Here is a 20,780-nt window from a genome sequence, read left to right on the forward strand (position 1 = left end):
TGAACAATCAAAAACTACAGGTGGACAGTAAGGCCGTCGGCCAGGGACTGCCGATAGGCGCGCCAGGCGGGAATCGCACCGATCAACACTGCCGCTGCGAATACCAGCCCCAGCAGGGACCATTCATAAGCGCTGGGCAGCGCCAGTGGCAGATACAAACCGTAGCTGGCCTGCACGAAGCCTTGCGCGCTGGCGATGCCCACATACAACAGTGCCACCCCGGCCACGATGCCCGCCAACGCGAGGGCGCCTGCTTCGGCAATCAACAGCAGCGCGATCTGCCAGGGCCGAGCCCCGACCGAGCGCAGGATCGCCATTTCCCGCCGCCGTTCGTTGAGGCTGGTGAGGATAGCGGTCAGCATGCCGATCAATCCGGTAAGCACCACGAACAACGACACCACGAACAGTGCCTGTTCCGCCGTGCCCATCAGGCTCCACAGTTCCTGCAAGGCCACGCCGGGCAGGATCGCCAACAGCGGCTCGTCCAGGTATTCGTTGATTTCCCGCTGCAAGGCGAAGGTGGTCACACGGTTATTCAGGCCCACCAACATGGCGGTAATCGCCCTGGGGGTGAGGTCCATCGCCCGGGCCTGGTCGGCACTGACGCGCTCGGCGCCGCGGGCCGGCATGCCGTTGTGCCAGTCCACATGGATCGCTTCCATGCCCGCCAGGCTGATGTGCAGCGTGCGGTCCACAGGTGTGCCTGTGCGCTTGAGAATCCCCACCACGGTAAAGGGCTTGTCGTCGTGCTTCACCAGGCTGATGGTGGCAACCCCATGGGCCAGCACCAGTTGATCGCCCAGCTTGTAATGCAGTGCTTGCGCCACTTCTGCGCCCAGCACCACTTCGAAAGGGTCGCTGGCGAAGGGGCGGCCCTGCGCCAGCTCCAGCGCCTGGCCGTGGCCGTAGTGGTAGTGCTCGAAGTAATTGTGGTCCGTGCCCATCACTCGGTAGCCGCGGTGGGAATCCCCAAGCGAGATGGGAATGGCCCATTTCACGCGGGGGTCTTGGGCGTAATGCTCGTAACTGGTCCACCGGATATTGTTGGTGGCGTTGCCAATCCTGAATACCGAATACAGCAGCAGGTTGATCGAGCCCGAGCGGGCGCCGATGACCAGGTCGGTGCCGCTGATAGTGCTGGCAAAACTGGCGCGTGCCTCGGTTCGCACGCGCTCCACGGCAAGTAGCAGGCATACCGAAACCGCAATGGCAAAGGCCGTGAGCGCGGCAGTGAAGCGGCGGTTGGCGAGGCTGGCCAACGCAAGGCGTAACAAGGGCATCAAGCCTCCGAAGGGCGCGCGGCGCGGTTGAGGTCAAGGAGCGATTCGGCGCGGTCGAACAAGGGCGCCAGGCTTTGGTCATGGCTCACAAACAGCAGCCCCGAACCCGCGGCCTGGCATTCCTCGAACAGCAACCGTAAAAATGCCTCGCGGGCGTCGCTGTCCAGGGCAGAAGTGGGCTCGTCCGCGATCACTAGTTCGGGTTGCCCGATCAGGGCGCGGGCGGCGGCCACCCGCTGCTGCTGGCCGATGGACAAGGCATCGGCGCGGCGGTCGTACAGCGCTGCGGGCAGGCCCAGATGGCCGAGCAGGGTGTCAGCGGCCTGGTCCAGGCTTCCGTGGCGCTGTTGGGCGCGAGCCAGGCGCAAGGGAGAGAACCTGCACGGCAACCGCACGTTGTCCCTCACCGACAGAAACGGCAGCAGGTTGAACTGCTGGAAGATGTAACCCGTGTGATCTACCCGAAACCGGTCCCGTGCCCCTTGGCGCAGTTGCGCCAGGTCTTGCCCCAACAACCGAACCTGCCCGCGGCCAGGCAGCTGTACGCCACCCAGCAGGCCAAGCAACGTGGTTTTGCCGCTGCCGCTCGGCCCGCGCAGGAACAGGCTTTCGCCGGCATCAAGGCGCAGGGCAGGGAGGTCGAGCAATTCGGGCTGGCCTGGCCAGGCAAAGCCCAGGCCCTGCAGTTCGATCAGTGGCGCCGCCACGTTCAGAACGCCAGCTTGCTGTTGTCCGGCGTGGCGTCTAGCCCCGCCTGCCCATTAGGTGTGATGGCCTGCACCATGATCTTGTGGGTCGCCGGGAAGGTTGCGAAGAACGTGCTCAGGTCCAGCCCATCGAGCGCGCCGGGGTTTTCACAGGTGAACTGGAAATGGCCGTCCACATCGCTGTGCTCATGATGGGGCTCATCGCCGTCGTCGTGTTCGTCGTGCCCGGCGGGTTCGGCGGCAGCATTGCCGAACAATGGGCTGATCAGTTCCTGATGGGTCACGCTGCAATGGGCCGCGGCGGGCAGGCTGAACAGTTGCAGCGGGGCGGCCAGTTGCTCGCGCGCCCGGGCGATAGCCGCGCGGTCCGCATCGCTTCCAGGCGCATGCTCGAAGCCCACCAGGTTCATGCCGGGGCTGTCTAGGTCCAGTGCGAGGGTTTTGCCGTCCAAGGCCACATCAAGCCGGGCCGTGCCATGTTCGTGAGCGCCCAGGCTGCCGTGTGCATGAGCAGGCTCTACGGCCGCTTGGGCAAGCACGGCAAAAGGCAGGAGCGAGAACGAAAGGGCAAGCAGTGCGTGGCGCATGGCATCAACGTCCAGGAAAATTGTTTCGTTATGTTATAACGAATTTTTCCGGTCAACCAGCCCTGATTGAAGCCTGCTGAATCAACCGGGCCGGTGCGCCCATGATAAGGTCACGGCCTACCTGACGAGGTGAAGGGATGATCAGAATCACGGGCACCATCGGCCAATGGCCGGTAGACCTCAACATCGAATTGGACGACAGCGACTGGGCCCGCCTGCGAACGAGCGTCGAACACTCGTCGATCGCAGCGGCCATTGAGGATTCCGCCCCAGCGGCAGCGCCTGCTTCAAGGCCCGCGCCTAACGATGCGCTATGGCAAAACGCCCTGGCGCTGGTACGCACCAGCGGGCAGATCAGCGGGCCGGCATTGTTCGATCAACTGGAAGGCCTGGCGGGCAGCCCGGCGGCGGGCAAGCGCTTATTGGTGCGCTTGCGCCACTGTGATCAGGTGCGCGTGGTGAGCGGCGGCGATGCACCGCTCTACACCTGGGCAGGTCAGTAAAGCGCGGCGAACAGCTTGCGACGGTACGTGGTCACCAGTGGGTGATCGTTGCCCAGCAAGTCGAACACCTGCAGCAGGGTTTTGTGGGGCAAGCCCTCGTTGTAGCCACGGTTGCGCTGGAACAGCTTCAGCAGGCCATCGAGCGCGGCTTCGTATTGCTGGCGTGCCAGTTGACGCACCGCCAACTGATAGGCGGCTTCGTCGTCGCCGGGGTTTTGCGCCAGGCGGGTTTTCAGGTCTGCGGCATCGGGCAGGTCGCCAGATTGGCGCAGGAAGGTCAGCTGGGCCTTGGCACCTGCCAGTGCAGCCTTGTGTTCGTCACCGGTAACGGCATTGAGCACGGTTTCGGCTTCGGTCAACGCGTTGCGTTCAGCCAGGCAACGGGCGTAAAGGATCAGCGCCCCAGCGTTGCTGTTGTCCACGCTGAGCAGCGCTTGCAGCACCCCCTCCGCTTCACCGTAGCGGCCTTCGGCAAACAAGGCTTGCGCCTGTTCATACGGGTCCGCTGCGGCGGGCGCAGGTTCTGCGACATGCGGGGCGAGCAGGGCGCGAATGGCCGATTCCGGTTGGGCGCCAGCGAAGCCATCCACCGGTTGGCCATCTTTGAACAGCACCACGGTCGGCAGGCTGCGTACGCCGAACATGGCGACCACTTGCTGCTCCACGTCGCAGTTCACCTTGGCCAGCAGCAGCTCGCCCTGATAGCCCTCGGTAATCTTCTGCAAGATCGGCATCAACGCCTTGCAGGGCGCGCACCAGTCGGCCCAGAAGTCCACCAGTACCGGCTTGTGGAACGAGTTCTCGATAACCACTTGCTGAAAATTGGCATCGGTGGCGTCGAAAATGTACGGGGTGTCCTGACTCATGGTGAATCTCGAAAGAAGACAAGGTTGGCAACACTATAAAGGCTGCGCTGTCGGGCCGAAAGTCACTGGCGCCGCCCATGGTACAGGCTCACGTGGCGAAATTCGTCCGGTTCGGCCAGGTCCGGCAGGGTGAGGCCCTGAAGTCGTGCCAGTCGGGTGTACCGGGGATGGTGGAAGTCCCGCACCCGCGAATCTGCCACCAGCGCCTCGGCGGCGCGCTCGAAGAAGGCGTCGAGCAGCGGCAGGTTTTCCCGGTCGTACAAAACATCCGCCACCAGCACCAGGTCGAAATCACCGGGTACGCCGAAGAAGTCGTCACAGTAACTTAGCGTGACGTTGTTCAGCGCCGCGTTGGCGCGACAGGCGCTCAGCGCCAGCGGGTCCAGGTCGCAGGCCATCACCTCAGCCGCACCCGCGCGGGCTGCGGCAATCGCCACCACGCCCGAGCCGGCGCCGAAATCCAGCACGCGCTTGCCTTGCACCCAGTGAGGCTGCTCCGCGAGAAAGCTAGCCATCGCAAGGCCACTGGCCCAGCAAAAGCTCCAATACGGCGGCGTGTCGAGAATGCGCCGGGTTTCGTCGCTGCTGAAGGGGCGTGCCATGTGGGCGGGGTCCAGCAGCCATAGGCTCAAGTCGCTTCCGGGCAACGCCGTCGGCGCCAACCGCGCGTCCCCCAGCAGCTCACCCAGTGCGGCATGCAGGTGTTCCAGCGGCATGGGTCAGGGCGCCTTGGTCATTTCCAGCGTACCGAGCGCCTGAGTGGTAGGCCCACCGATCTGCCGCGGCGTGAGGTGCAGGATCAACTGCCCGGACTGGCTTGCCCGGCCGCGCAGCTCCACGCGCGCGTCCTGGGGAAAGGCGTCGGGGTTGAAGCGCAGGCGGAATGGCAGCGGTCGGCCGGTACCGGCCAGCGTGGTATTGGCCAGCAACTGTTGTGGTCGGCCGCGTTCATCGACTACCAGCAACGCGAGTTCCACTTCGGCTCCGCCGGGGATCGCGGTAAGGTTGCCGCTGAGTTCACGCTGGTAGGCAGGCAGCGGGCGGAGGGGTTCGGGATCGCGAATGTCCGGCGCCGCGGCCTTGGCCACGGGTGCTGGCGCGGGTTGTGGCTTGGGCGGCTCGCCGGCGCAGGCGGCAAGCAGGCCGAGGCAGCAGAGCAAGGCAAGTGAACGTACTGTCATGGGAAGCCTGTTCCTGTAGGCATGGGGCAATCGCATCATCGCGCATGGCCTGTATACCGCAAAGGCCTGTCGCTGTCTTGCGGCCAAGGCTGTGTCTTGGGCGGGCGATGCGCTAACATTGGCGTCCATTTCAGAACATGCCGGCCACCATGCACTGTCCCTTCTGCGGTGCCAACGACACCAAAGTCATCGATTCCCGCCTGGTCGCCGAAGGCGAACAAGTGCGGCGCCGTCGCGAATGCCTTGCCTGTGGCGAACGGTTCACCACCTTCGAAACCGCCGAGCTGGTACTGCCTCGGCTGATCAAGCAAGACGGCAGCCGCCAGCCTTTCGACGAAGAGAAACTGCGCGCCGGCATGCAGCGCGCGCTGGAAAAGCGCCCGGTCAGCATCGAGCGGCTGGAGGCGGCGCTGGGCCATATCAAGGGCCAGCTGCGCGCCACCGGCGAGCGCGAGGTCAAGTCTCTGGTAGTCGGGGAGCTGGTGATGGCCGAGCTGCGCAAGCTCGACGAAGTCGCCTACATCCGCTTTGCCTCGGTATACCGGCGCTTTCAGGCACTGGACGAGTTCCGCGAAGAGCTCGATCGCCTCGCACGGGAACCCGCCATCAAATGAGCAACGCCGCGCAGGACGCCCTCGATCACCGCTTCATGGCCCGCGCGCTGGAATTGGCCGAGCAGGGGCTGTACTCCACCGATCCCAACCCGCGTGTGGGCTGTGTCATCGTCCAGGGCGAGCAGGTCGTGGGCGAAGGTTGGCACATGCGCGCCGGCGAGCCCCATGCCGAGGTTCATGCCTTGCGCCAGGCCGGCGAAGCTGCTCGTGGCGCCACGGCGTACGTGACGCTGGAGCCCTGCAGCCATCATGGGCGCACCCCGCCCTGTGCCGACGCCTTGCTGGCCGCCGGGGTAGGGCGCGTGGTCGCGGCCATGCAGGACCCTAACCCTCAAGTGGCCGGCCAAGGCCTGGCCCGCCTGGCAGCGGCGGGTATTGCGGTGCGCGCGGGTGTGCTTGAAGCGCAGGCGCGGGCGCTCAACCCGGGGTTCATCAAGCGCATGGAGCACGGTTTGCCGTTTGTGCGGGTAAAACTGGCGATGAGCCTGGATGGCCGTACCGCCATGGCCAGTGGCGAAAGCCAGTGGATCACTGGCCCCGACGCTCGCCGTGCGGTACAGCGGTTGCGGGCCCGCTCCAGCGTGGTGCTCAGCGCGGCCGATACGGTACTCACCGATGCGGCGCGGCTCACTGTGCGCCCGGGCGAGCTGGGCCTGCCAGAACCCATGGCCACGCTGGCCGCCGGCCGGCTGCCGTTGCGCGTGCTGGTTGACGGCCGTTTGCGTGTGCCCACTACCGCTGCCTTCTTCGCTGCAGGCCCCTCGCTGGTGGTATGCGCTCAGGCTCCCGCCAGCCCGGAAGGTTACGAAGCGGTGGCTGCCGATACTCTGTTGCTTCCCGGTGCCAACGGCCAGGTCGATCTGCCTGGGCTGCTGCGCGAGCTCGCCCGTCGTGGCGCGAACGAAGTGCTTGTGGAGGCCGGCCCGCGCCTGGCGGGTGCCTTCGCCCAGGCAGGGCTGGTGGATGAGTACCGCTTGTTCGTAGCTGGTTTGTTCATGGGCTCCAGTGCTCGGCCCTTGCTGGACTGGCCCTTGGCCACAATGGCCGAGGCGCCAGCGCTGAAAATCGTTCAAATGCGTGCGGTGGGCGACGACTGGCAGGTCATTGCCGTGCCAGCGCCTGCTCGCCCCGTATAATTCCCCGTTTTCCGGAGGTCCTCCATGTTCACCGGCATCATCGAATCCATTGGCAGTATCCGCGCGCTCACGCCCAAGGGCGGTGACGTGCGTGTGTATGTGAGCACCGGGAAGCTGGACCTCACCGACGTGAAACTTGGCGACAGCATTGCGGTGAACGGTGTGTGCCTCACTGCCGTGGAATTGCCGGGCGATGGGTTTTGGGCGGACGTTAGCCGCGAAACCCTGGACTGCACCGCTTTCAACGACCTGAAAACCGGCAGCCCGGTGAACCTCGAAAAGGCCCTCACGCCCAGCAGCCGCCTGGGTGGCCACCTGGTCAGCGGCCACGTGGATGGCGTGGGTGAAGTGGTGGCCCGCAGCGAGAATGCCCGCGCCGTGCAGTTCACCCTGCGGGCGCCGGCTGAACTGGCCCGCTACATCGCTCACAAGGGCTCGATTACCGTAGACGGCACCAGCCTCACGGTGAACGCGGTAAACGGCGCGGAGTTCGAGCTCACCATCGTGCCCCACACCCTTGCCGAAACCATCATGGCCAGCTACCAGCCCGGCCGGCGGGTGAACCTGGAGGTCGACCTCCTGGCCCGCTACCTGGAGCGCCTGCTACTCGGCGACAAGGCCGCCAACCCGGGGCAGGGCGGCATCACCGAAAGCTTCCTGGCCGCCAACGGCTACCTCAAATAATACGCAAGGGGGTGCCGCGTGGCGCTCAACACGATCGAAGAGCTGGTTGAAGACATCCGCCAGGGCAAGATGGTCATTCTCATGGATGACGAAGACCGCGAGAACGAAGGCGACCTGATCATGGCCGCCGAATGCTGCCAGGCCGAGCACATTAACTTCATGGCGCGCTTCGCCCGTGGCCTGATCTGCATGCCGATGACCCGCGAACGCTGCGAGGCGCTGAAGCTGCCGTTGATGGCGCCGCGTAACGGTTCCGGCTTCGGCACCAAGTTCACGGTGTCCATCGAAGCGGCCGAAGGCGTGACCACCGGTATCTCCGCGGCGGATCGCGCGCGCACCGTCCAGGCTGCAGCTGCGAAGGAGGCGGTGGCCGAAGACATCGTCAGCCCCGGGCATATCTTCCCGCTGATGGCTCAGCCGGGCGGTACCCTGGCCCGCGCAGGGCACACCGAGGCCGCCTGCGACCTGGCGCGCATGGCCGGCTTCGAGCCTGCCGGCGTGATCTGTGAAGTGATGAACGACGACGGCACCATGTCGCGCCGTACCGAACTGGAAGCGTTCGCCGCCGAACATGGGATCAAGATCGGCACCATCGCCGATCTCATTCACTACCGCATGATCCACGAGCGCACCGTAGCCCGCGTTTCCGAGCAGCCGCTCGATACCGACCTGGGCCAGTTCAACCTGGTGACCTACCGGGATTCGGTCGAAGGCGACGTGCACATGGCGCTTACCCTGGGCAAGGTTCAGCCCGACGAGCCTACCCTGGTAAGGGTGCACAACATGGACCCGCTGCGCGACCTGTTGATGGTGCGCCAGCCTGGCCGCTGGAGCCTTCGCGCCGCCATGACACACGTGGCCGAAGCGGGCGCCGGTGTGGTGCTGCTGCTGGGTCACCCGCTGGATGGCGACCAGTTGCTGGCGCACATCCGCGAAGTGGCCGAGCACGTGCCGCCGAAAAAGCCCAATACCTACAGCATCGTAGGGGCCGGCTCGCAGATTCTCCGGGACCTGGGCGTGCGCAAGATGCGCCTCATGAGTTCGCCGATGAAGTTCAATGCGATATCCGGATTCGACCTGGAAGTTGTAGAATACGTGCCCTCCGAATAAACAGGCCGCGGCGTCTGCTTTTCGACTTAACTTACCTACAGGCCGCCGTGTGCGGCCTGGCTCTTTAAATACGAGAACACCGAATGACCCTGAAGACCATCGAAGGTACCTTCATTGCCCCCAAAGGGCGCTATGCGCTGGTGGTTGGCCGCTTCAACAGCTTCGTCGTGGAAAGCCTGGTCAGCGGCGCCGTCGATGCCCTGGTTCGCCACGGTATCAACGAAAGCGACATCACCGTGATTCGCGCGCCGGGTGCGTTCGAAATCCCGCTGGTTGCCCAGAAAGTCGCTCAGCGCAGTGAGTTCGACGCAATCATCGCGCTGGGCGCGGTCATCCGTGGCGGCACCCCTCACTTCGAATACGTTGCAGGCGAATGCACCAAGGGCCTGTCCCAGGTGTCCATGGAGTTTGGCGTGCCAGTCGCCTTCGGCGTACTGACCGTCGACACCATCGAACAGGCCATCGAGCGTTCCGGTACCAAGGCCGGTAACAAGGGTGCCGAAGCCGCCCTGAGCGCGCTCGAGATGGTCAGCCTGCTGTCGCAGTTGGAGGCCAAGTGATCAACGACGAAAACGAGCGTTTCAACCCTCGCGAGCCCAAGGACCCAGCCACCGCCAAGAGCAAGAGCGCCAAGCGGCGTGAAGCTCGGAAAATGGCTACCCAGGCCCTGTATCAGTGGCATATCGCGAAGCACTCGCTGAACGAGATCGAAGCGCAGTTCCGTGTGGACAACGACTTCAGCGACGTGGACGGTGCCTACTTCCGCGAACTGCTGCACGGCGTAGCCGCGAACAAGACCGAGATCGACGATCAGCTCAAGCCCTGCATGGAGCTGACCCTCGACGAGCTGGACCCGGTCGAGTTGTCCGTGTTGCGCCTGTCCACGTTCGAGCTGCTCAAGCGGGTGGATGTGCCTTACAAGGTGGTCATCAACGAGGGCATCGAGCTGGCGAAAATCTACGGCGCAACCGACGGGCACAAGTTCGTGAACGGTGTGCTGGACAAGCTGGCGCCGCGCCTGCGCGCGCCGGAAGTCAACGCAAACAAGCGCTGAGTGGCCGTGGCGCTCGGTGAGTTCGAGCTGATCCGTCGCTATTTCGCGGCGGCGGTATGCGCGCGCGCCAGCGACGGGGTGGCGTTGGGTATCGGTGACGATTGCGCCCTGCTTGCCCTTGCGCCGGGCGAGCAGATGGCGGTCTCCACCGACACGCTGGTAGAAGGCGTGCACTTCCCTCATGGCGCGCCGCCTCGCCTGCTGGGGCAGCGCTCGCTCGCCGTCGCCGCCAGTGACCTTGCCGCCATGGGCGCATTGCCGCTCGGTTTTACCCTGGCCCTTACCTTGCCCGAAGTGTCCCCCGCATGGCTGCGCGATTTCGCCGATGGCCTGGACGCCATGGCTGCTACCTGTGGGTTGCGGCTGGTGGGCGGTGACACTACCCGTGGGCCTCTTAGCCTCACGGTCACGGTGTTCGGAACAGTGCCCGCGGGGCAGGCGTTGACCCGAGCTGGCGCCCGGCCGGGCGACCTACTGTGCGTAGGCGGCAACCTGGGTAACGCCGCCGGGGCGCTGCCACTGGTACTTGGCCAGCGCACCGCCAGCCCCGAGCACAGCGAGCCGTTGCTCGACCATTACTGGGCGCCACGCCCCCAATTCAGCCTGGGGTTGGCGCTGCGCGGCCTGGCCTCCGCCGCCCTGGATATTTCTGACGGCCTGCTGGCTGACTGCGGGCATATCGCGCGCGCTTCAGGGGTGGCATTGCATATCGAACAATCGAGCGTCCCGCTGTCAGATGCCTTGCAAGGTTTTGCGGGCGGTCAGGCCGCGATGGAGGCCGCCTTGAGCGGAGGCGACGATTATGTGCTCGCCTTCACCCTGGCGCCTCATCATCTGTCGCCGCTGCGCCAGCGTGGCCATGAACCTGTGGTGATTGGCCATGTGGCAGAGGGTCAAGGCGTGTACGTGCTGGATGACCAGGGCCAGGACATCACGCCCAGGCAGCGCGGCTATCAACATTTTCAGGAGCAACCGTGACAGACCATCCGAACCAGGTGCCCGCAGAGTTCGTACCGCCATCGGTGTGGCGTAACCCGTGGCACTTCATCGCGTTCGGGTTTGGTTCGGGCACCCTCCCGAAGGCCCCAGGTACGTGGGGCTCGATCGTGGCCGTGCCGTTCATCCCGTTATGGCAGATGCTGCCCGACTGGGGTTACTGGCTGATGCTGGGCGTCACCATGCTGTTCGGCTTCTGGCTGTGCGGCAAGGTGGCCGACGACCTTCGGGTACACGACCATGAAGGTATCGTGTGGGACGAAATGGTGGGCATGTGGATTACCCTGTGGCTGGTACCTGAAGGTTGGTACTGGCTGCTTGCAGGGTTCCTCGTGTTCCGCTTCTTCGACATTCTGAAACCGTGGCCGATTCGCTGGATTGACCGGCATGTACACGGGGGTATCGGGATCATGCTGGACGACGTACTGGCGGGCGTATTCGCCTGGCTGGCGATGCAAGGGCTGGTGGTGCTGTTCACCTGAACCATCGGCAAACATGAATTGCGCCAAACGGAGGGGGCAATGTTCAAGTGGGTATCGCCATTGTTGTGTGGCTTGCTGGCTGGCTGGCTGGGTACTGCCCAGGCTGCCAAGCCCGAACCGGGCACCGTCGCCATTGTCAGCGAAGCCTGGAACGACTACACCGGCGCCGACGGTACCGGACTTGGCTGGGACCTGATGCGGATCATTTTCGAGCCCGCCGGTTACAAGCTGGTATGGCGGATAGAGCCCTATCTGCGCTCGGTGGGGCTGGTGCAGCGCGGCGAAGCCGACGCTTGGGTCGGTTCCTACAAGGATGAGCAAACCTCGCTCTATCCGCGTTGGCATTACGATACCGATCATATCTACGCGCTTAGCCTGGCCCGCCTTCCGGTACCTACCCAGGCCAACCTGGGTGACTATCGCCTGGCATGGGTGCGTGGATACGAATTCCAGCGTTACCTGCCGGCCGCCAAGCAATATGAAGAAGTGCGCCGACGCGACGGTATCCTGGAAATGCTCAAGCGTGGGCATGCCGACTACTACATTGATGCCGAGCAGGAAATGGACTATATCCGGGAGCACGCTACGGACTTCTCCCCATTTCGGCTGACGCACCTGATCGACCTGCCGCTGTATCTGGGCTTTGCCAACAATGCGCGTGGGCAGGAGCTGCGTGATGTGTTCGACAAGCGCATGGATCAGCTGGTCGCCAGCGGGGAATTACGGCCCCTCTACAGGCGGTGGAAAATGCCCTATCCGTTCGATCATGAGCCCGCTTCGAAGGCGCCTTGATAGAACCACTCGATAGGTAAGGTCGAAAATTCGAGCTGAGTCAGCGCAAAGCACAGATGTTACAATGTGACATCTCCGGCGCCGCGGCCTGCGCCCATTGCCAGGCCACAGCGCACGTTTTCGGCTTTAACACAGATAGGAGCACAAGGTGCCCGTCGCTTTTGTCGCCGCTTCCAAGCTGCCCACGCCATTCGCCACCTTCATCATGCACGGCTTTCTCGAGAAGGCGACCGGGCGCGAACATGTAATCCTGAGCCTGGGCGATGTTGCCGACGGGCAGCCCGTGCTGGGGCGGGTTCATTCCGAATGCCTCACGGGTGATGCCTTGTTCAGCCAGCGCTGCGACTGCGGCTCGCAACTGGAGGCTGCGCTCCAGGCGATCGCGCGCGAAGGGCGGGGCGTGCTGTTGTATCTGCGCCAGGAAGGGCGAGGCATTGGCCTGTTGAACAAGATCCGCGCGTACGAGCTTCAGGATGAGGGCGCAGATACCGTGGAAGCCAACGAGCGGCTGGGCTTTGCCGCCGACCAGCGGGATTACTCCATTTGCCAGCCGATGCTCGAACACTTGGGTGTGAAATCGCTGCGGCTGATGACCAACAACCCGCGCAAGGTTAAGGCCATGACCGAAATGGGCATCGCCGTGGCTGAGCGAGTGCCACTGCACACCGGGCACAACCCTCACAACAAGTATTACCTGGCAACCAAGGCCGGCAAGCTTGGGCATATGATGGGCAGCTGAAGGGCGGGAGCGAAGCGAAAACCCTTCGCCCGCCACTTACAGCCGTATCATGAACGGTGCGCGGCTACGCCAGCCGCGCCCTGATCGCTGCTTCGATCCCTGCTTCGTCCAACCCGCATTCGGCAAGCATCTGCGCTGGTTTGGCGTGTTCCACATAGGTATCCGGCAGGCCCAGATGCAACAGCGGCACGGCGGTGCCTTCGCTGGCCAGGAACTCGCCCACGGCCGACCCGGCGCCGCCCATGATGGCATTTTCTTCGAGCGTGACCAGCAACCCGTGGTTGCTCGCCATCTCACGCACCAGGCTTTCATCCAGCGGCTTAACGAAGCGCATGTCCACCACGGTAGCGTTCAACCGCTCGGCCACGGCCAGCGCTTCGGTCAGTTGCACGCCGAATACCAGGATGGCCACGCCTTCGCCACGGCGGCGGATCACGCCCTTGCCCACTTCCACGGTACCCAGGCCCGGGGCCAGAGGCGCGTTGGGCCCGGTGCCACGGGGATAGCGCACGGCCGCCGGCCCTGAATAGTGGAACCCGGTGCTCAGCAGCAGGCGCAGTTCGTTCTCGTCGCTGGGCGCCATGATCACCAGCCCTGGCACGCAGCGAAGGTAGGAGAGATCGAAGCTGCCCGCGTGAGTGGGGCCATCCTCACCCACAAGGCCCGCGCGGTCGATGGCAAACAGCACATCCAGACCCTGCACGGCCACATCGTGGATCAACTGATCGTAGCCGCGCTGCAGGAAGGTGGAGTAGATCGCAACCACCGGCTTGATACCGTCACACGCCAGGCCAGCCGCCAGGGTGACCGCATGCTGCTCGGCGATCGCCACGTCGAAGTAACGGTTCGGGAAACGCTCGCTGAACGCGACCAGGTCCGAGCCTTCCTTCATGGCAGGCGTAATGCCCACCAGGCGCTCGTCCGCGGCGGCCATGTCACACAACCACTGGCCAAACACGCTGGAGTATTTCGGCCCGCTGGGCTTTTTCACCGGCACCGCGGCAGGCGCGGCGGGTTCCAGCTTGGTAATGGCATGGTAGCCAATAGGGTCGACTTCGGCGGGCGCGAAGCCCTTGCCCTTTTTGGTGACCACGTGCAGGAATTGCGGGCCCTTGAGGTCACGCATGTTGCGCAAGGTGGCAATCAGCGTAGGCAGGTCATGGCCGTCGATGGGGCCGATATAGTTCCAGCCCAGCTCTTCGAACAGGGTGCCGGGCACCAGCATGCCCTTGGCGTACTCTTCGGTGCGGCGGGCGATTTCCCAGGCGCCCGGCAGGCGCGACAACACCTTTTTGCTACCTTCGCGCATGCTTGCGTAGGTGCGGCTGGAAAGGATCTTGGCCAGGTAGTTGGACAGCCCGCCCACGTTCCTCGAAATAGACATGTCGTTGTCGTTGAGGATAACCAGCATGTCGGCGTTTACTTCCGGCGCGTGGTTGAGCGCCTCGAATGCCATGCCCGCGGTCAGCGCGCCGTCGCCGATTACCGCGATTGCCTTGCGGTCACTGCCTTGCAGGCGGGCGGCGATGGCCATGCCGAGCGCCGCGCTGATGGACGTGCTGGAGTGCCCTACACCGAAGGTATCGTAGGGGCTTTCGCTGCGGCGCGGGAAGGCGGCCAGGCCGTCTTTCTGGCGCAGGCTGTGCATACGCTCGCGGCGCCCGGTGAGGATCTTGTGTGGGTAGGCCTGATGGCCCACGTCCCACACAAGGCGATCCTCGGGTGTATCGAATACATAGTGGAGCGCGATCGTAAGCTCGATCACCCCCAGGCCGGCGCCGAAATGCCCCCCGGTCTGCCCAACGCTGTAGAGCAGTTCCAGGCGCAGTTCATCGGCAAGGCTTTCCAGCTCGGCCTCGCCCAGCCGGCGCAGCCCGGCCGGCGTGTCGGCACGGTCCAGCAGCGGGGTCAGCGGGCGCTCGCGGGGGATCTCTTGGAACGTCGTAGGCATCAGGCAAATCGTTTTGGAAGCCATAAAGGACAAGAGTTTACCCTATGGCGCCGAGCTGTAGGAGCCTGGCTTTCCGCTGATGGCATATCGGCGGCAAGCCAGGCGTCAGTTGCGGCGTTCAACGATATAGCGGGCCAGCTCGCGCAGCGGCTCGGCGCTGGCGTTGAAGGGGCGCAAGGCGTGAAGTGCCTGGTCACACAATTCCTGTGCATAGGCTTTGGCCGCGTCCATGCCCAGCAGCGCCGGGTAGGTCGGCTTGTCCCGGGCGATGTCGGCGCCCTGGCGCTTGCCGAGGGTAGCGGTGTCGCTTTCCACGTCCAGGATGTCGTCCTGCACCTGGAACGCAAGCCCCACGGCGCGGGCGTAAACCTTCAGCGCCTTGAGATCATCAGGGCCGGCCCGTTCGCTGGCCAGCGCGCCGAGCACCACACTGGCTTCGATCAACGCGCCGGTCTTGTGCCGGTGCATTTGCTCCAGCGCGGCCTGGTCGAGCTTGAGCCCCACCGAGCCGAGGTCAATGGCCTGGCCGCCGACCATGCCGGCCGGGCCCGCCCCGGCAGCGAGCGCGCGCACCATGTGCAGCCGTGTGCTGTCACTCAGCGTGTCTGCGCTGGCATCGCTCAGTGCGCTGAACGCCATCGCTTGCAGGCCATCACCGGCCAGGATCGCGCAGGCTTCATCGAAGGCCTTGTGCGTCGTGGGCTGGCCGCGGCGCAGGTCATCGTCATCCATGGCAGGCAGGTCGTCATGCACCAGTGAATACGCGTGGATAAGCTCCACTGCGCAGGCGGCGCCGTCGGCGTTCGCCGCCTGGCCTCCCAAGGCTTCGCAAGCGGCATACACCAGCAATGGCCGCACCCGCTTGCCGCCGTTCATCACGCTGTAGCGCATGGCTTCGTACAGCCTTGCCGCTTCGGCCAAGTGAGGGCGGAACAGATGCTCCAGGGCCGCATCCACGCGGGCCTGGCACTGCGCTTGGTAGCTGGCGATCATTCGGTTTCGTCCACGTCCAGCGGCGCTTCGACAAGTTGGCCGTCACGTTCAAGCAGCTGCTGCACCTTTACCTCTGCCGCTGCGAGGGCATCCTGGCAATCGCGGGTCAGGCGAATCCCCTGCTCGAAGGCGGTCAGCGAATCTTCCAGGGACAGCTGGCCGTTCTCCAGACGCTCTACCAGCGTTTGAAGGTCTGTGAGCGATTGCTCGAAGTCCAGAGCGGTTTTTTTTCGGGCCATGGCGGCATTCTCGGCAGTCTTGATCAACCGCGCGACGTTAGCAGAGCGGGGCAAGGTGGGCAAACCGGGGCAAGGCAGCGCGTCAGTTCTTGATGATCGAAATGCTGCCGTTGCGTTCGAGGATGGCGTAGCGGATGTCCTCCATGCGCTCTACGCCCTGGTTCGACCGCGCGGTTTCCATGATGTCGGCTTCGGTAAGCCGCGCCTTCTCCAGCCGCTTGCCGAGCGGGCGGCCGTTCTCGACGAGGATCATGGCCCCGTCATCCAGTAACCGGGACAAACTGTTGAAGCGCTGTTTGGCCAATGAAAAGCCCACGTCCATGGCGATAAGCGTCGCGATCACCAGCACGGCATTGGTGAAGGAGAAGTCGTCACCCAGCAGCGCTTGTTGAGTGGCTTCGCCAATGATCAGCAGCAGTACGAAGTCGAAGGTAGTGAGGTCGACCAGCGAGCGGCGTCCGGCAATCTTGAACAGGATGATCAGCGCGATATACATCGCACCTGCACGCAAGGCAGCGTCCATGGCAGCTCCGGGGTCAGGGGTAGATAAACTTGGGTACCGCCACATGGGCGCCGGTGGAAAGGGCGATGTCCGCACGGTAAAGCCAGGCGCCATCGCTGCGCAGGGTGAGGTAGAGCGTGGCTGTACCGTTTCCATCGGTGCGCAGTGGAACCACCAGGTCCCTGCCGCGGCTGTGGGCCGGGCCGCTTTCAGGGTACAGCGCTTCGATGCTTACCCCTTCCAGCAGCCTTGCGCCCAGCGTGACTTCAAGCGACTGACCGGGTTGGCCCTTGGCCGTGATCACCATGTTGTCCTGTGCGCCGTTGCGGCTGAAGCGCTCGTACTCTACCCGCAACGTACCGTCAGCACTGGCAACATCCATCGAGGACAACGGGCCCTTGGAGAACAGCCCCAGCAAGGTCAACAGCACAATCAGCATCAGCAGGTACCAGCCGATATGCTCGATGGCCCAGGCGCGGCGTTGCCTGCCCATGTCCTCGACAATGGGGTAGGTACGGTTGGCAAAGTCGTCGTTGTCCATAGTTGCCGGCGTCCTCGGATTTGCCCTTTGAGCCACGCGGAGGGGAAACCGTTCCGCATCCGCGAACACGCAAGCCACTCGTCAGATGTCGCCGCCTGGTTTCGGAACCATCGCGCGTCTTGAGTACCGACAGTAGTAACGGACGACAGGGGTCGCCCGCGCTTTCAGCAATGAGGGATACAACCATGGACTCATTACTTTCCGGGCTGATAGGCCTCGTGATTCTGCTGGCCGACATCTGGGCGATTGTCAGCGTATGGCGCAGTGACAAAGCCTCCGGCACCAAAGTGGGCTGGACCGTGCTTATCTTTATCCTGCCGGTGGTAGGCCTGGTGATCTGGGGCATCATGGGGCCGCGTGCGCTGCACCCCGCGCCTTCCTCTCCAACACACAGCAAGGGCTGACTGCTGCGGTTCACGCCAGCGCTGCACCGGTTGCGAAAGCGCTGGCTACTTCATCGATAACGGCGCGCACCCGGGCGCTGTGGCGCAGGTCCGCATGGGTCACCAGCCACAAGTCGTAGCCGGGTTCCGCGCTGCGGTCGGGCCATACGCGCACCAGGCCGGCCTGCTCCGCAGGTATCACAGGCAGCTCGCCAAGCCCCATGCCCAGCGCAACACACCGACGTACCAGCAGGCTGGAGTTTACGGTGGCTACAAGCTGGCCGTGATCAATGGGCTCACCTACCAGGGTGGCGCCGCCGGCTCGCTCCAGGTAAGGCTGATACATCACCAGTTGATGGCCGGCGAAACGGCTACCGGACGCCGGTTCACCCTGCCGCTCCAAATACTCCGCCGAGGCAAACAAGCCAACCGGCCAGGTGGTCAGCCGCCTGGCAATGAGGTCGGGGTTGTCAGGCTTGACGTTGCGGATGGCCACATCCGTTTCCCGTCGGCTCAGGCTAACGATCCGCGTCGAAGCATCCAGCTGTACCCGTAGCGCGGGATGCCGCGTTGCCAGGCGCGCCATGGCCGGGATCAACACGTCCATGGCCATGGTCTCGGTGCAGGCTACCCGCACCACGCCCTGTAACCGCTCATCCAGCCCTTCCACCTGCCGTTGCAGTGCGAGGGCAGCGTTTTCCATGCTGCGTGCAGCTTCCAACGCAACCTCGCCAGAGGGCGTCAATACGTAGCCTTGAGAGGTGCGCAGGAACAGCGTGGTGTTCAAAGCCTGCTCGAGAGCGGCCAGGCGCCGACCAATCGTGGCCTGGTCCACCTTCAGTGCACGGGCCGCTGCCCGCAGCGTGCCGTGACGGCTGAGCGCCAATAACACCCGAGTGTCATCCCAGTTCATGAGGTGAGAGCGCCGATGAAACCGCTGTGCATAGTGAAGGCTTGTGTGTTGGGCAAGCCGTGAGCCTACGGCGTGCACCGCGCGAACGCCACATAGGCGTGAAGATCCCGGCACGGGCATTCCATGCAGGCACGCCTGTTCAAGCCGCAGGCTCGCCGAGCCGCGATGCTGATCACTATTTCGATGGCGACCTTTAGTGAGGCAATTTCAATGCGTGCGCATCCCTTCCCCTATCCGGCCATTGGCCTGCTGGCGTTGGCCGTTGCAGGGTTGGTTCAAGCCCAACCGGTACCGCCGGTAAAAACTCAGGTGCCGGGGTATTTCCGGCTGGCAGTGGGCGATTACGAGGTAACCGCCCTGTTCGATGGCTATAACGATTTGTCCCCTGACCTGTTGCAGGGCCTGGACAAGGCGCGCATCCGTGAACTGCTGGCTCGCCAGAGCATGGGCGGGCAGGGCATGCGTACACACTTCAATGCGTTTCTGGTGAACACCGGCACGCACCTGGTACTGGTGGATACCGGCGCTGGCCAATGTATCGGTGAAACTGCGGGTAGCCTGGTAAGCAACCTCAAGGCCGCCGGATATGAACCTGCCCAGGTAGACACCATTCTCCTGACCCACTTGCACCTGGACCATGTATGCGGGCTGGTGGATAAAGAGGGTGCCGCCGTGTTTCCGCAGGCGACCGTGCATGTGGAGCAGGCCGAAGCTGACTATTGGCTGAGCCCTGCGGTGATGGCCAAGGCGCCTGCCGCTGCGCAGGAATACTTCAAGGTGGCGCAGCGCTCGGTAGCGCCCTATCAGGCCGCCGGTCGGTTGCAAACCTTCACCCCGCCCGCGAACCCCGTGCCCGAAGTGCAGGCCCGTCTCGAAGCGGGGCATACACCCGGCAGTGCCATCTACCGGTTTACCTCGGGCGGGCAATCCATCGTGTTCATCGGAGACCTGGTGCATAGCCTGGCCGTGCAGTTCGAACACCCTGAGGCGGGGATTCGTTTCGACGTGAGCGGCCCGGAGGCGGTCAAGGCGCGCAATGCGGTGTTTGGCCAATTGGCAGACGAGCACGTGTGGGTTGCCGCGGCGCACTTGCCGTTCCCGGGTACAGGCCACATCACCCGGGCGGGCAAAGTGTTCCATTGGGCGCCAGTGCTCTACGGGCCTTACCAGCCCGCCGCCAAGGTGCCGTTGCTCAAGTAGCGCTCACTGGCCACGCACCTGGCTGGCCGTGCCTGGCGGCACATCGCTGGCCCGCACTGGCCAGCGCGTCGCCACTTCCTGAGCCAGCCACGCCAGTACCAATACGGCACTGGCAATCCCAAACAGCACGCGGTACTGGCCGCCCGTTGCGTTGAATATCACCGAGTAGGTGATACCCGACAGTGCCTGGAAGCTGGCGAAGCTTACCGTCGCGCGGCTCCATGCCACTTGTTGCTGGGCATGAGTGGGGCACAGCTCGTGTACCCGGGCCAGCGCCAGCGGCACGATGCCCGGTGGGAAGGAGCCGATGACGACGGCCACGATGGCCAATAACCAGAACGCCTGCGCCAGGGTCAACACGGCTACGGCGGCCGCTTGGGCAATCAGCACCAGCCGGATCGCCGGGCGAGCCCCCACGTGGTCGGCGAGCGCGCCATACACCATCGGCCCAACAATGGCCCCAAGGCCATAGAACACCCACACAAGCGCCGCTTCGTGAGTACCGCCACCTAGCCCCCGAGCGATGTAATCCACCAGAAACACCATGGCCGGTACCAGCCCTGCGGCCATCAGTGCGTATTGCCCGAACAGCAGGCGCAGCGCCGGGTTGCCGGGCATACGTACATGGCTGGCGGCCGCCTCGCGGTGCGCCGCTGGCCAGCCGAACCAGCTCGAGGCAGTCAGCAGCATTGCCAACCCTCCCAGGCCCAGCCAGGTCGCCTGCAACCCGAATTGAAGCAAGGCAGGCACCAGCGTGCCGGAGGCGGCGATGCCTACGCCTACTCCCATGAAAATCGCACCACTGGCCAGCCCCCTGCGTGCGGCCGGCACATGCGGCAGCACTGTGGCGGCTACCAGCACCATGATCGCGCCACCGGCAATCCCGGACAGCAGCCGCCAGGCAAAAAACCATGGGGTGGAAATCGGCCAGGCACAGGCGAAGAACGACAAGGTTACGCCCACCAGCATCCAGCGCAGCACGGTAGTGTTGGACCAGCGCCTGGCCAGCGGATGGCCCACCAGCGCACCGATCAGGTAGCCCGCCAGGTTGGCCGCGCCCAGGTACACCACTTGGGCCTCGGCGAACCAGTGCGCCTCGATCAGCGATGGAATCAGTGGGGTATACGCGAAGCGCGCCAGGCCGATGCTGACCAGGCTCGCGCAGAGCCCGGCGAAAATGGCCAGCCATGGCGTAACGGGGGCTGTGTGTGGGGAAGAGGCGTGCATGTTCGAACCCTGTCGGAGGAACGGCCCAGGCGACCGTAATGGCTCCATCCTAGGCCTCGAAGCGCAGGGTTTCGCGCAGCGATTTCTCACGCCAGTGCTG

26 protein-coding genes are annotated in these 20,780 nt (G+C 64.2%); 13 read left to right on the plus strand and 13 right to left on the minus strand.

All coding sequences use genetic code 11. The annotated features are described in order from the left end of the window. Positions 1-14 precede the first annotated feature (14 nt). From LG385_RS00065 to LG385_RS00075, 3 genes are read right to left on the minus strand one after another with little or no spacing between them, the layout of a single operon-like run. Positions 15-1,280, minus strand: a complete 1,266-nt coding sequence (locus LG385_RS00065) for an ABC transporter permease (protein WP_225771476.1) — start codon at positions 1,278-1,280, stop codon at positions 15-17. Next, entirely contained in the window at positions 1,280-1,987 is a 708-nt protein-coding gene (locus LG385_RS00070) for an ATP-binding cassette domain-containing protein (protein WP_225771477.1), read from the minus strand. The genes LG385_RS00065 and LG385_RS00070 overlap by 1 nt, the downstream gene beginning before the upstream one ends. 2 nt (positions 1,988-1,989) lie before the next feature. Then, on the minus strand, positions 1,990-2,574 hold the full coding sequence (locus tag LG385_RS00075; protein ID WP_225771479.1) for a DUF2796 domain-containing protein: 585 nt from the start codon (positions 2,572-2,574) through the stop codon (positions 1,990-1,992). Between the two features lie 137 nt (positions 2,575-2,711). Here LG385_RS00075 and LG385_RS00080 point away from each other — a divergent pair, with 137 nt between their 5' ends. Next, positions 2,712-3,077, plus strand: coding sequence for a hypothetical protein (locus tag LG385_RS00080; protein ID WP_225771481.1), 366 nt, complete (start codon positions 2,712-2,714; stop codon positions 3,075-3,077). Here LG385_RS00080 and trxA read toward each other — a convergent pair. The 3 genes from trxA to LG385_RS00095 all read right to left on the minus strand — a co-directional run bounded on the left by trxA (position 3,071) and on the right by LG385_RS00095 (position 5,124). Continuing rightward, a complete protein-coding gene (gene trxA / locus LG385_RS00085; protein WP_225771483.1) occupies positions 3,071-3,943 on the minus strand; it encodes a thioredoxin in 873 nt (290 codons plus the stop codon). The two genes, LG385_RS00080 and trxA, sit on opposite strands and share 7 nt — an antisense overlap. Before the next feature lie 62 nt (positions 3,944-4,005). Beyond that, positions 4,006-4,659: a class I SAM-dependent methyltransferase gene (locus LG385_RS00090; RefSeq protein ID WP_225771486.1), complete on the minus strand. Its 654-nt coding sequence runs from the start codon at positions 4,657-4,659 to the stop codon at positions 4,006-4,008. A gap of 3 nt (positions 4,660-4,662) precedes the next feature. Next, positions 4,663-5,124 carry a YbaY family lipoprotein gene (locus LG385_RS00095; RefSeq protein WP_225771488.1) on the minus strand — a complete coding sequence of 154 codons (462 nt, stop codon included), beginning with the start codon at positions 5,122-5,124 and terminating at the stop codon, positions 4,663-4,665. 149 nt (positions 5,125-5,273) lie between these two features. On the opposite strand from LG385_RS00095, the gene nrdR reads away from it, so the two are divergent. The 10 genes from nrdR to ribA all read left to right on the plus strand — a co-directional run bounded on the left by nrdR (position 5,274) and on the right by ribA (position 12,731). Then, on the plus strand, positions 5,274-5,738 hold the full coding sequence (gene nrdR, locus LG385_RS00100) for a transcriptional regulator NrdR (protein ID WP_181117476.1): 465 nt from the start codon (positions 5,274-5,276) through the stop codon (positions 5,736-5,738). Next, positions 5,735-6,874: a bifunctional diaminohydroxyphosphoribosylaminopyrimidine deaminase/5-amino-6-(5-phosphoribosylamino)uracil reductase RibD gene (gene ribD, locus LG385_RS00105; RefSeq protein ID WP_225771490.1), complete on the plus strand. Its 1,140-nt coding sequence runs from the start codon at positions 5,735-5,737 to the stop codon at positions 6,872-6,874. Before nrdR ends, ribD begins: the two co-directional genes overlap by 4 nt. Positions 6,875-6,898: 24 nt before the next feature. Beyond that, entirely contained in the window at positions 6,899-7,558 is a 660-nt protein-coding gene (locus tag LG385_RS00110; protein ID WP_181117474.1) for a riboflavin synthase, read from the plus strand. Positions 7,559-7,576: 18 nt separating this feature from the next. After that, positions 7,577-8,668 (plus strand): bifunctional 3,4-dihydroxy-2-butanone-4-phosphate synthase/GTP cyclohydrolase II, encoded by a 1,092-nt coding sequence (ribBA, locus tag LG385_RS00115; RefSeq protein ID WP_181117473.1) that lies wholly within the window; start codon positions 7,577-7,579, stop codon positions 8,666-8,668. Between the two features lie 83 nt (positions 8,669-8,751). Continuing rightward, positions 8,752-9,228: a 6,7-dimethyl-8-ribityllumazine synthase gene (ribE, locus tag LG385_RS00120; protein WP_181117472.1), complete on the plus strand. Its 477-nt coding sequence runs from the start codon at positions 8,752-8,754 to the stop codon at positions 9,226-9,228. Continuing rightward, positions 9,225-9,722 (plus strand): transcription antitermination factor NusB, encoded by a 498-nt coding sequence (gene nusB, locus LG385_RS00125; protein WP_181117471.1) that lies wholly within the window; start codon positions 9,225-9,227, stop codon positions 9,720-9,722. The genes ribE and nusB overlap by 4 nt, the downstream gene beginning before the upstream one ends. A gap of 6 nt (positions 9,723-9,728) precedes the next feature. Further along, a complete protein-coding gene (gene thiL / locus LG385_RS00130; RefSeq protein ID WP_225776141.1) occupies positions 9,729-10,700 on the plus strand; it encodes a thiamine-phosphate kinase in 972 nt (323 codons plus the stop codon). After that, complete coding sequence (locus LG385_RS00135; protein WP_181117470.1) at positions 10,697-11,200, plus strand: phosphatidylglycerophosphatase A; 504 nt, start codon at positions 10,697-10,699, stop codon at positions 11,198-11,200. The genes thiL and LG385_RS00135 overlap by 4 nt, the downstream gene beginning before the upstream one ends. A 39-nt stretch (positions 11,201-11,239) precedes the next feature. Beyond that, on the plus strand, positions 11,240-11,992 hold the full coding sequence (locus LG385_RS00140) for a substrate-binding periplasmic protein (RefSeq protein WP_225771492.1): 753 nt from the start codon (positions 11,240-11,242) through the stop codon (positions 11,990-11,992). Between the two features lie 148 nt (positions 11,993-12,140). After that, the gene (gene ribA, locus LG385_RS00145) at positions 12,141-12,731 is read left to right on the plus strand and encodes a GTP cyclohydrolase II (RefSeq protein WP_225771495.1); all 591 of its coding nucleotides are present in this window, start codon (positions 12,141-12,143) and stop codon (positions 12,729-12,731) included. Positions 12,732-12,795: 64 nt separating this feature from the next. Here ribA and dxs read toward each other — a convergent pair whose 3' ends face one another. From dxs to LG385_RS00170, 5 genes are all read right to left on the minus strand, one after another. Beyond that, positions 12,796-14,682 carry a 1-deoxy-D-xylulose-5-phosphate synthase gene (dxs, locus tag LG385_RS00150; protein WP_225771496.1) on the minus strand — a complete coding sequence of 629 codons (1,887 nt, stop codon included), beginning with the start codon at positions 14,680-14,682 and terminating at the stop codon, positions 12,796-12,798. Between the two features lie 105 nt (positions 14,683-14,787). Next, positions 14,788-15,675: a (2E,6E)-farnesyl diphosphate synthase gene (gene ispA / locus LG385_RS00155; protein ID WP_225771498.1), complete on the minus strand. Its 888-nt coding sequence runs from the start codon at positions 15,673-15,675 to the stop codon at positions 14,788-14,790. Next, entirely contained in the window at positions 15,672-15,914 is a 243-nt protein-coding gene (locus LG385_RS00160; RefSeq protein WP_181117558.1) for an exodeoxyribonuclease VII small subunit, read from the minus strand. The genes ispA and LG385_RS00160 overlap by 4 nt, the downstream gene beginning before the upstream one ends. Before the next feature lie 82 nt (positions 15,915-15,996). Then, positions 15,997-16,437 (minus strand): DUF421 domain-containing protein, encoded by a 441-nt coding sequence (locus tag LG385_RS00165; protein WP_225771500.1) that lies wholly within the window; start codon positions 16,435-16,437, stop codon positions 15,997-15,999. A gap of 13 nt (positions 16,438-16,450) precedes the next feature. Then, positions 16,451-16,957 (minus strand): hypothetical protein, encoded by a 507-nt coding sequence (locus LG385_RS00170; RefSeq protein WP_225771502.1) that lies wholly within the window; start codon positions 16,955-16,957, stop codon positions 16,451-16,453. Between the two features lie 185 nt (positions 16,958-17,142). On the opposite strand from LG385_RS00170, the gene LG385_RS00175 reads away from it, so the two are divergent. Then, positions 17,143-17,361 carry a PLD nuclease N-terminal domain-containing protein gene (locus tag LG385_RS00175; protein WP_225771504.1) on the plus strand — a complete coding sequence of 73 codons (219 nt, stop codon included), beginning with the start codon at positions 17,143-17,145 and terminating at the stop codon, positions 17,359-17,361. 10 nt (positions 17,362-17,371) lie between these two features. Here the strand turns inward: LG385_RS00175 and LG385_RS00180 are convergent, their stop codons facing one another. Continuing rightward, positions 17,372-18,253: a LysR family transcriptional regulator gene (locus tag LG385_RS00180; protein ID WP_225771506.1), complete on the minus strand. Its 882-nt coding sequence runs from the start codon at positions 18,251-18,253 to the stop codon at positions 17,372-17,374. A 210-nt stretch (positions 18,254-18,463) separates the two neighbouring features. Here LG385_RS00180 and LG385_RS00185 point away from each other — a divergent pair, with 210 nt between their 5' ends. Continuing rightward, entirely contained in the window at positions 18,464-19,453 is a 990-nt protein-coding gene (locus LG385_RS00185) for an MBL fold metallo-hydrolase (RefSeq protein ID WP_225771508.1), read from the plus strand. Between the two features lie 3 nt (positions 19,454-19,456). Here the strand turns inward: LG385_RS00185 and LG385_RS00190 are convergent, their stop codons facing one another. Beyond that, positions 19,457-20,680, minus strand: coding sequence for a YbfB/YjiJ family MFS transporter (locus tag LG385_RS00190; protein WP_225771510.1), 1,224 nt, complete (start codon positions 20,678-20,680; stop codon positions 19,457-19,459). Positions 20,681-20,780: the final 100 nt, after the last annotated feature.

Source organism: Pseudomonas sp. Marseille-Q5115, from assembly GCF_916618905.1.
Taxonomy (GTDB): Bacteria; Pseudomonadota; Gammaproteobacteria; order Pseudomonadales; family Pseudomonadaceae; genus Aquipseudomonas; species Aquipseudomonas japonica_A.

Excerpts from the sequence above, each read along its gene's own strand:
- LG385_RS00080 (WP_225771481.1), top strand. The coding sequence starts at position 2,712 with ATGATCAGAATCACGGGCACCATCGGCCAATGGCCGGTAGACCTCAAC.
- LG385_RS00185 (WP_225771508.1), top strand. The coding sequence starts at position 18,464 with ATGCGTGCGCATCCCTTCCCCTATCCGGCCATTGGCCTGCTGGCGTTG.
- LG385_RS00165 (WP_225771500.1), bottom strand. The coding sequence starts at position 16,437 with ATGGACGCTGCCTTGCGTGCAGGTGCGATGTATATCGCGCTGATCATC.
- LG385_RS00170 (WP_225771502.1), bottom strand. The coding sequence starts at position 16,957 with ATGGACAACGACGACTTTGCCAACCGTACCTACCCCATTGTCGAGGAC.
- trxA (WP_225771483.1), bottom strand. The coding sequence starts at position 3,943 with ATGAGTCAGGACACCCCGTACATTTTCGACGCCACCGATGCCAATTTT.
- nrdR (WP_181117476.1), top strand. The coding sequence starts at position 5,274 with ATGCACTGTCCCTTCTGCGGTGCCAACGACACCAAAGTCATCGATTCC.
- ispA (WP_225771498.1), bottom strand. The coding sequence starts at position 15,675 with ATGATCGCCAGCTACCAAGCGCAGTGCCAGGCCCGCGTGGATGCGGCC.
- LG385_RS00180 (WP_225771506.1), bottom strand. The coding sequence starts at position 18,253 with ATGAACTGGGATGACACTCGGGTGTTATTGGCGCTCAGCCGTCACGGC.
- LG385_RS00095 (WP_225771488.1), bottom strand. The coding sequence starts at position 5,124 with ATGACAGTACGTTCACTTGCCTTGCTCTGCTGCCTCGGCCTGCTTGCC.
- ribE (WP_181117472.1), top strand. The coding sequence starts at position 8,752 with ATGACCCTGAAGACCATCGAAGGTACCTTCATTGCCCCCAAAGGGCGC.
- LG385_RS00110 (WP_181117474.1), top strand. The coding sequence starts at position 6,899 with ATGTTCACCGGCATCATCGAATCCATTGGCAGTATCCGCGCGCTCACG.
- LG385_RS00090 (WP_225771486.1), bottom strand. The coding sequence starts at position 4,659 with ATGCCGCTGGAACACCTGCATGCCGCACTGGGTGAGCTGCTGGGGGAC.
- LG385_RS00075 (WP_225771479.1), bottom strand. The coding sequence starts at position 2,574 with ATGCGCCACGCACTGCTTGCCCTTTCGTTCTCGCTCCTGCCTTTTGCC.
- LG385_RS00140 (WP_225771492.1), top strand. The coding sequence starts at position 11,240 with ATGTTCAAGTGGGTATCGCCATTGTTGTGTGGCTTGCTGGCTGGCTGG.
- ribD (WP_225771490.1), top strand. The coding sequence starts at position 5,735 with ATGAGCAACGCCGCGCAGGACGCCCTCGATCACCGCTTCATGGCCCGC.
- LG385_RS00160 (WP_181117558.1), bottom strand. The coding sequence starts at position 15,914 with ATGGCCCGAAAAAAAACCGCTCTGGACTTCGAGCAATCGCTCACAGAC.
- LG385_RS00065 (WP_225771476.1), bottom strand. The coding sequence starts at position 1,280 with ATGCCCTTGTTACGCCTTGCGTTGGCCAGCCTCGCCAACCGCCGCTTC.
- LG385_RS00190 (WP_225771510.1), bottom strand. The coding sequence starts at position 20,680 with ATGCACGCCTCTTCCCCACACACAGCCCCCGTTACGCCATGGCTGGCC.
- dxs (WP_225771496.1), bottom strand. The coding sequence starts at position 14,682 with ATGCCTACGACGTTCCAAGAGATCCCCCGCGAGCGCCCGCTGACCCCG.
- LG385_RS00175 (WP_225771504.1), top strand. The coding sequence starts at position 17,143 with ATGGACTCATTACTTTCCGGGCTGATAGGCCTCGTGATTCTGCTGGCC.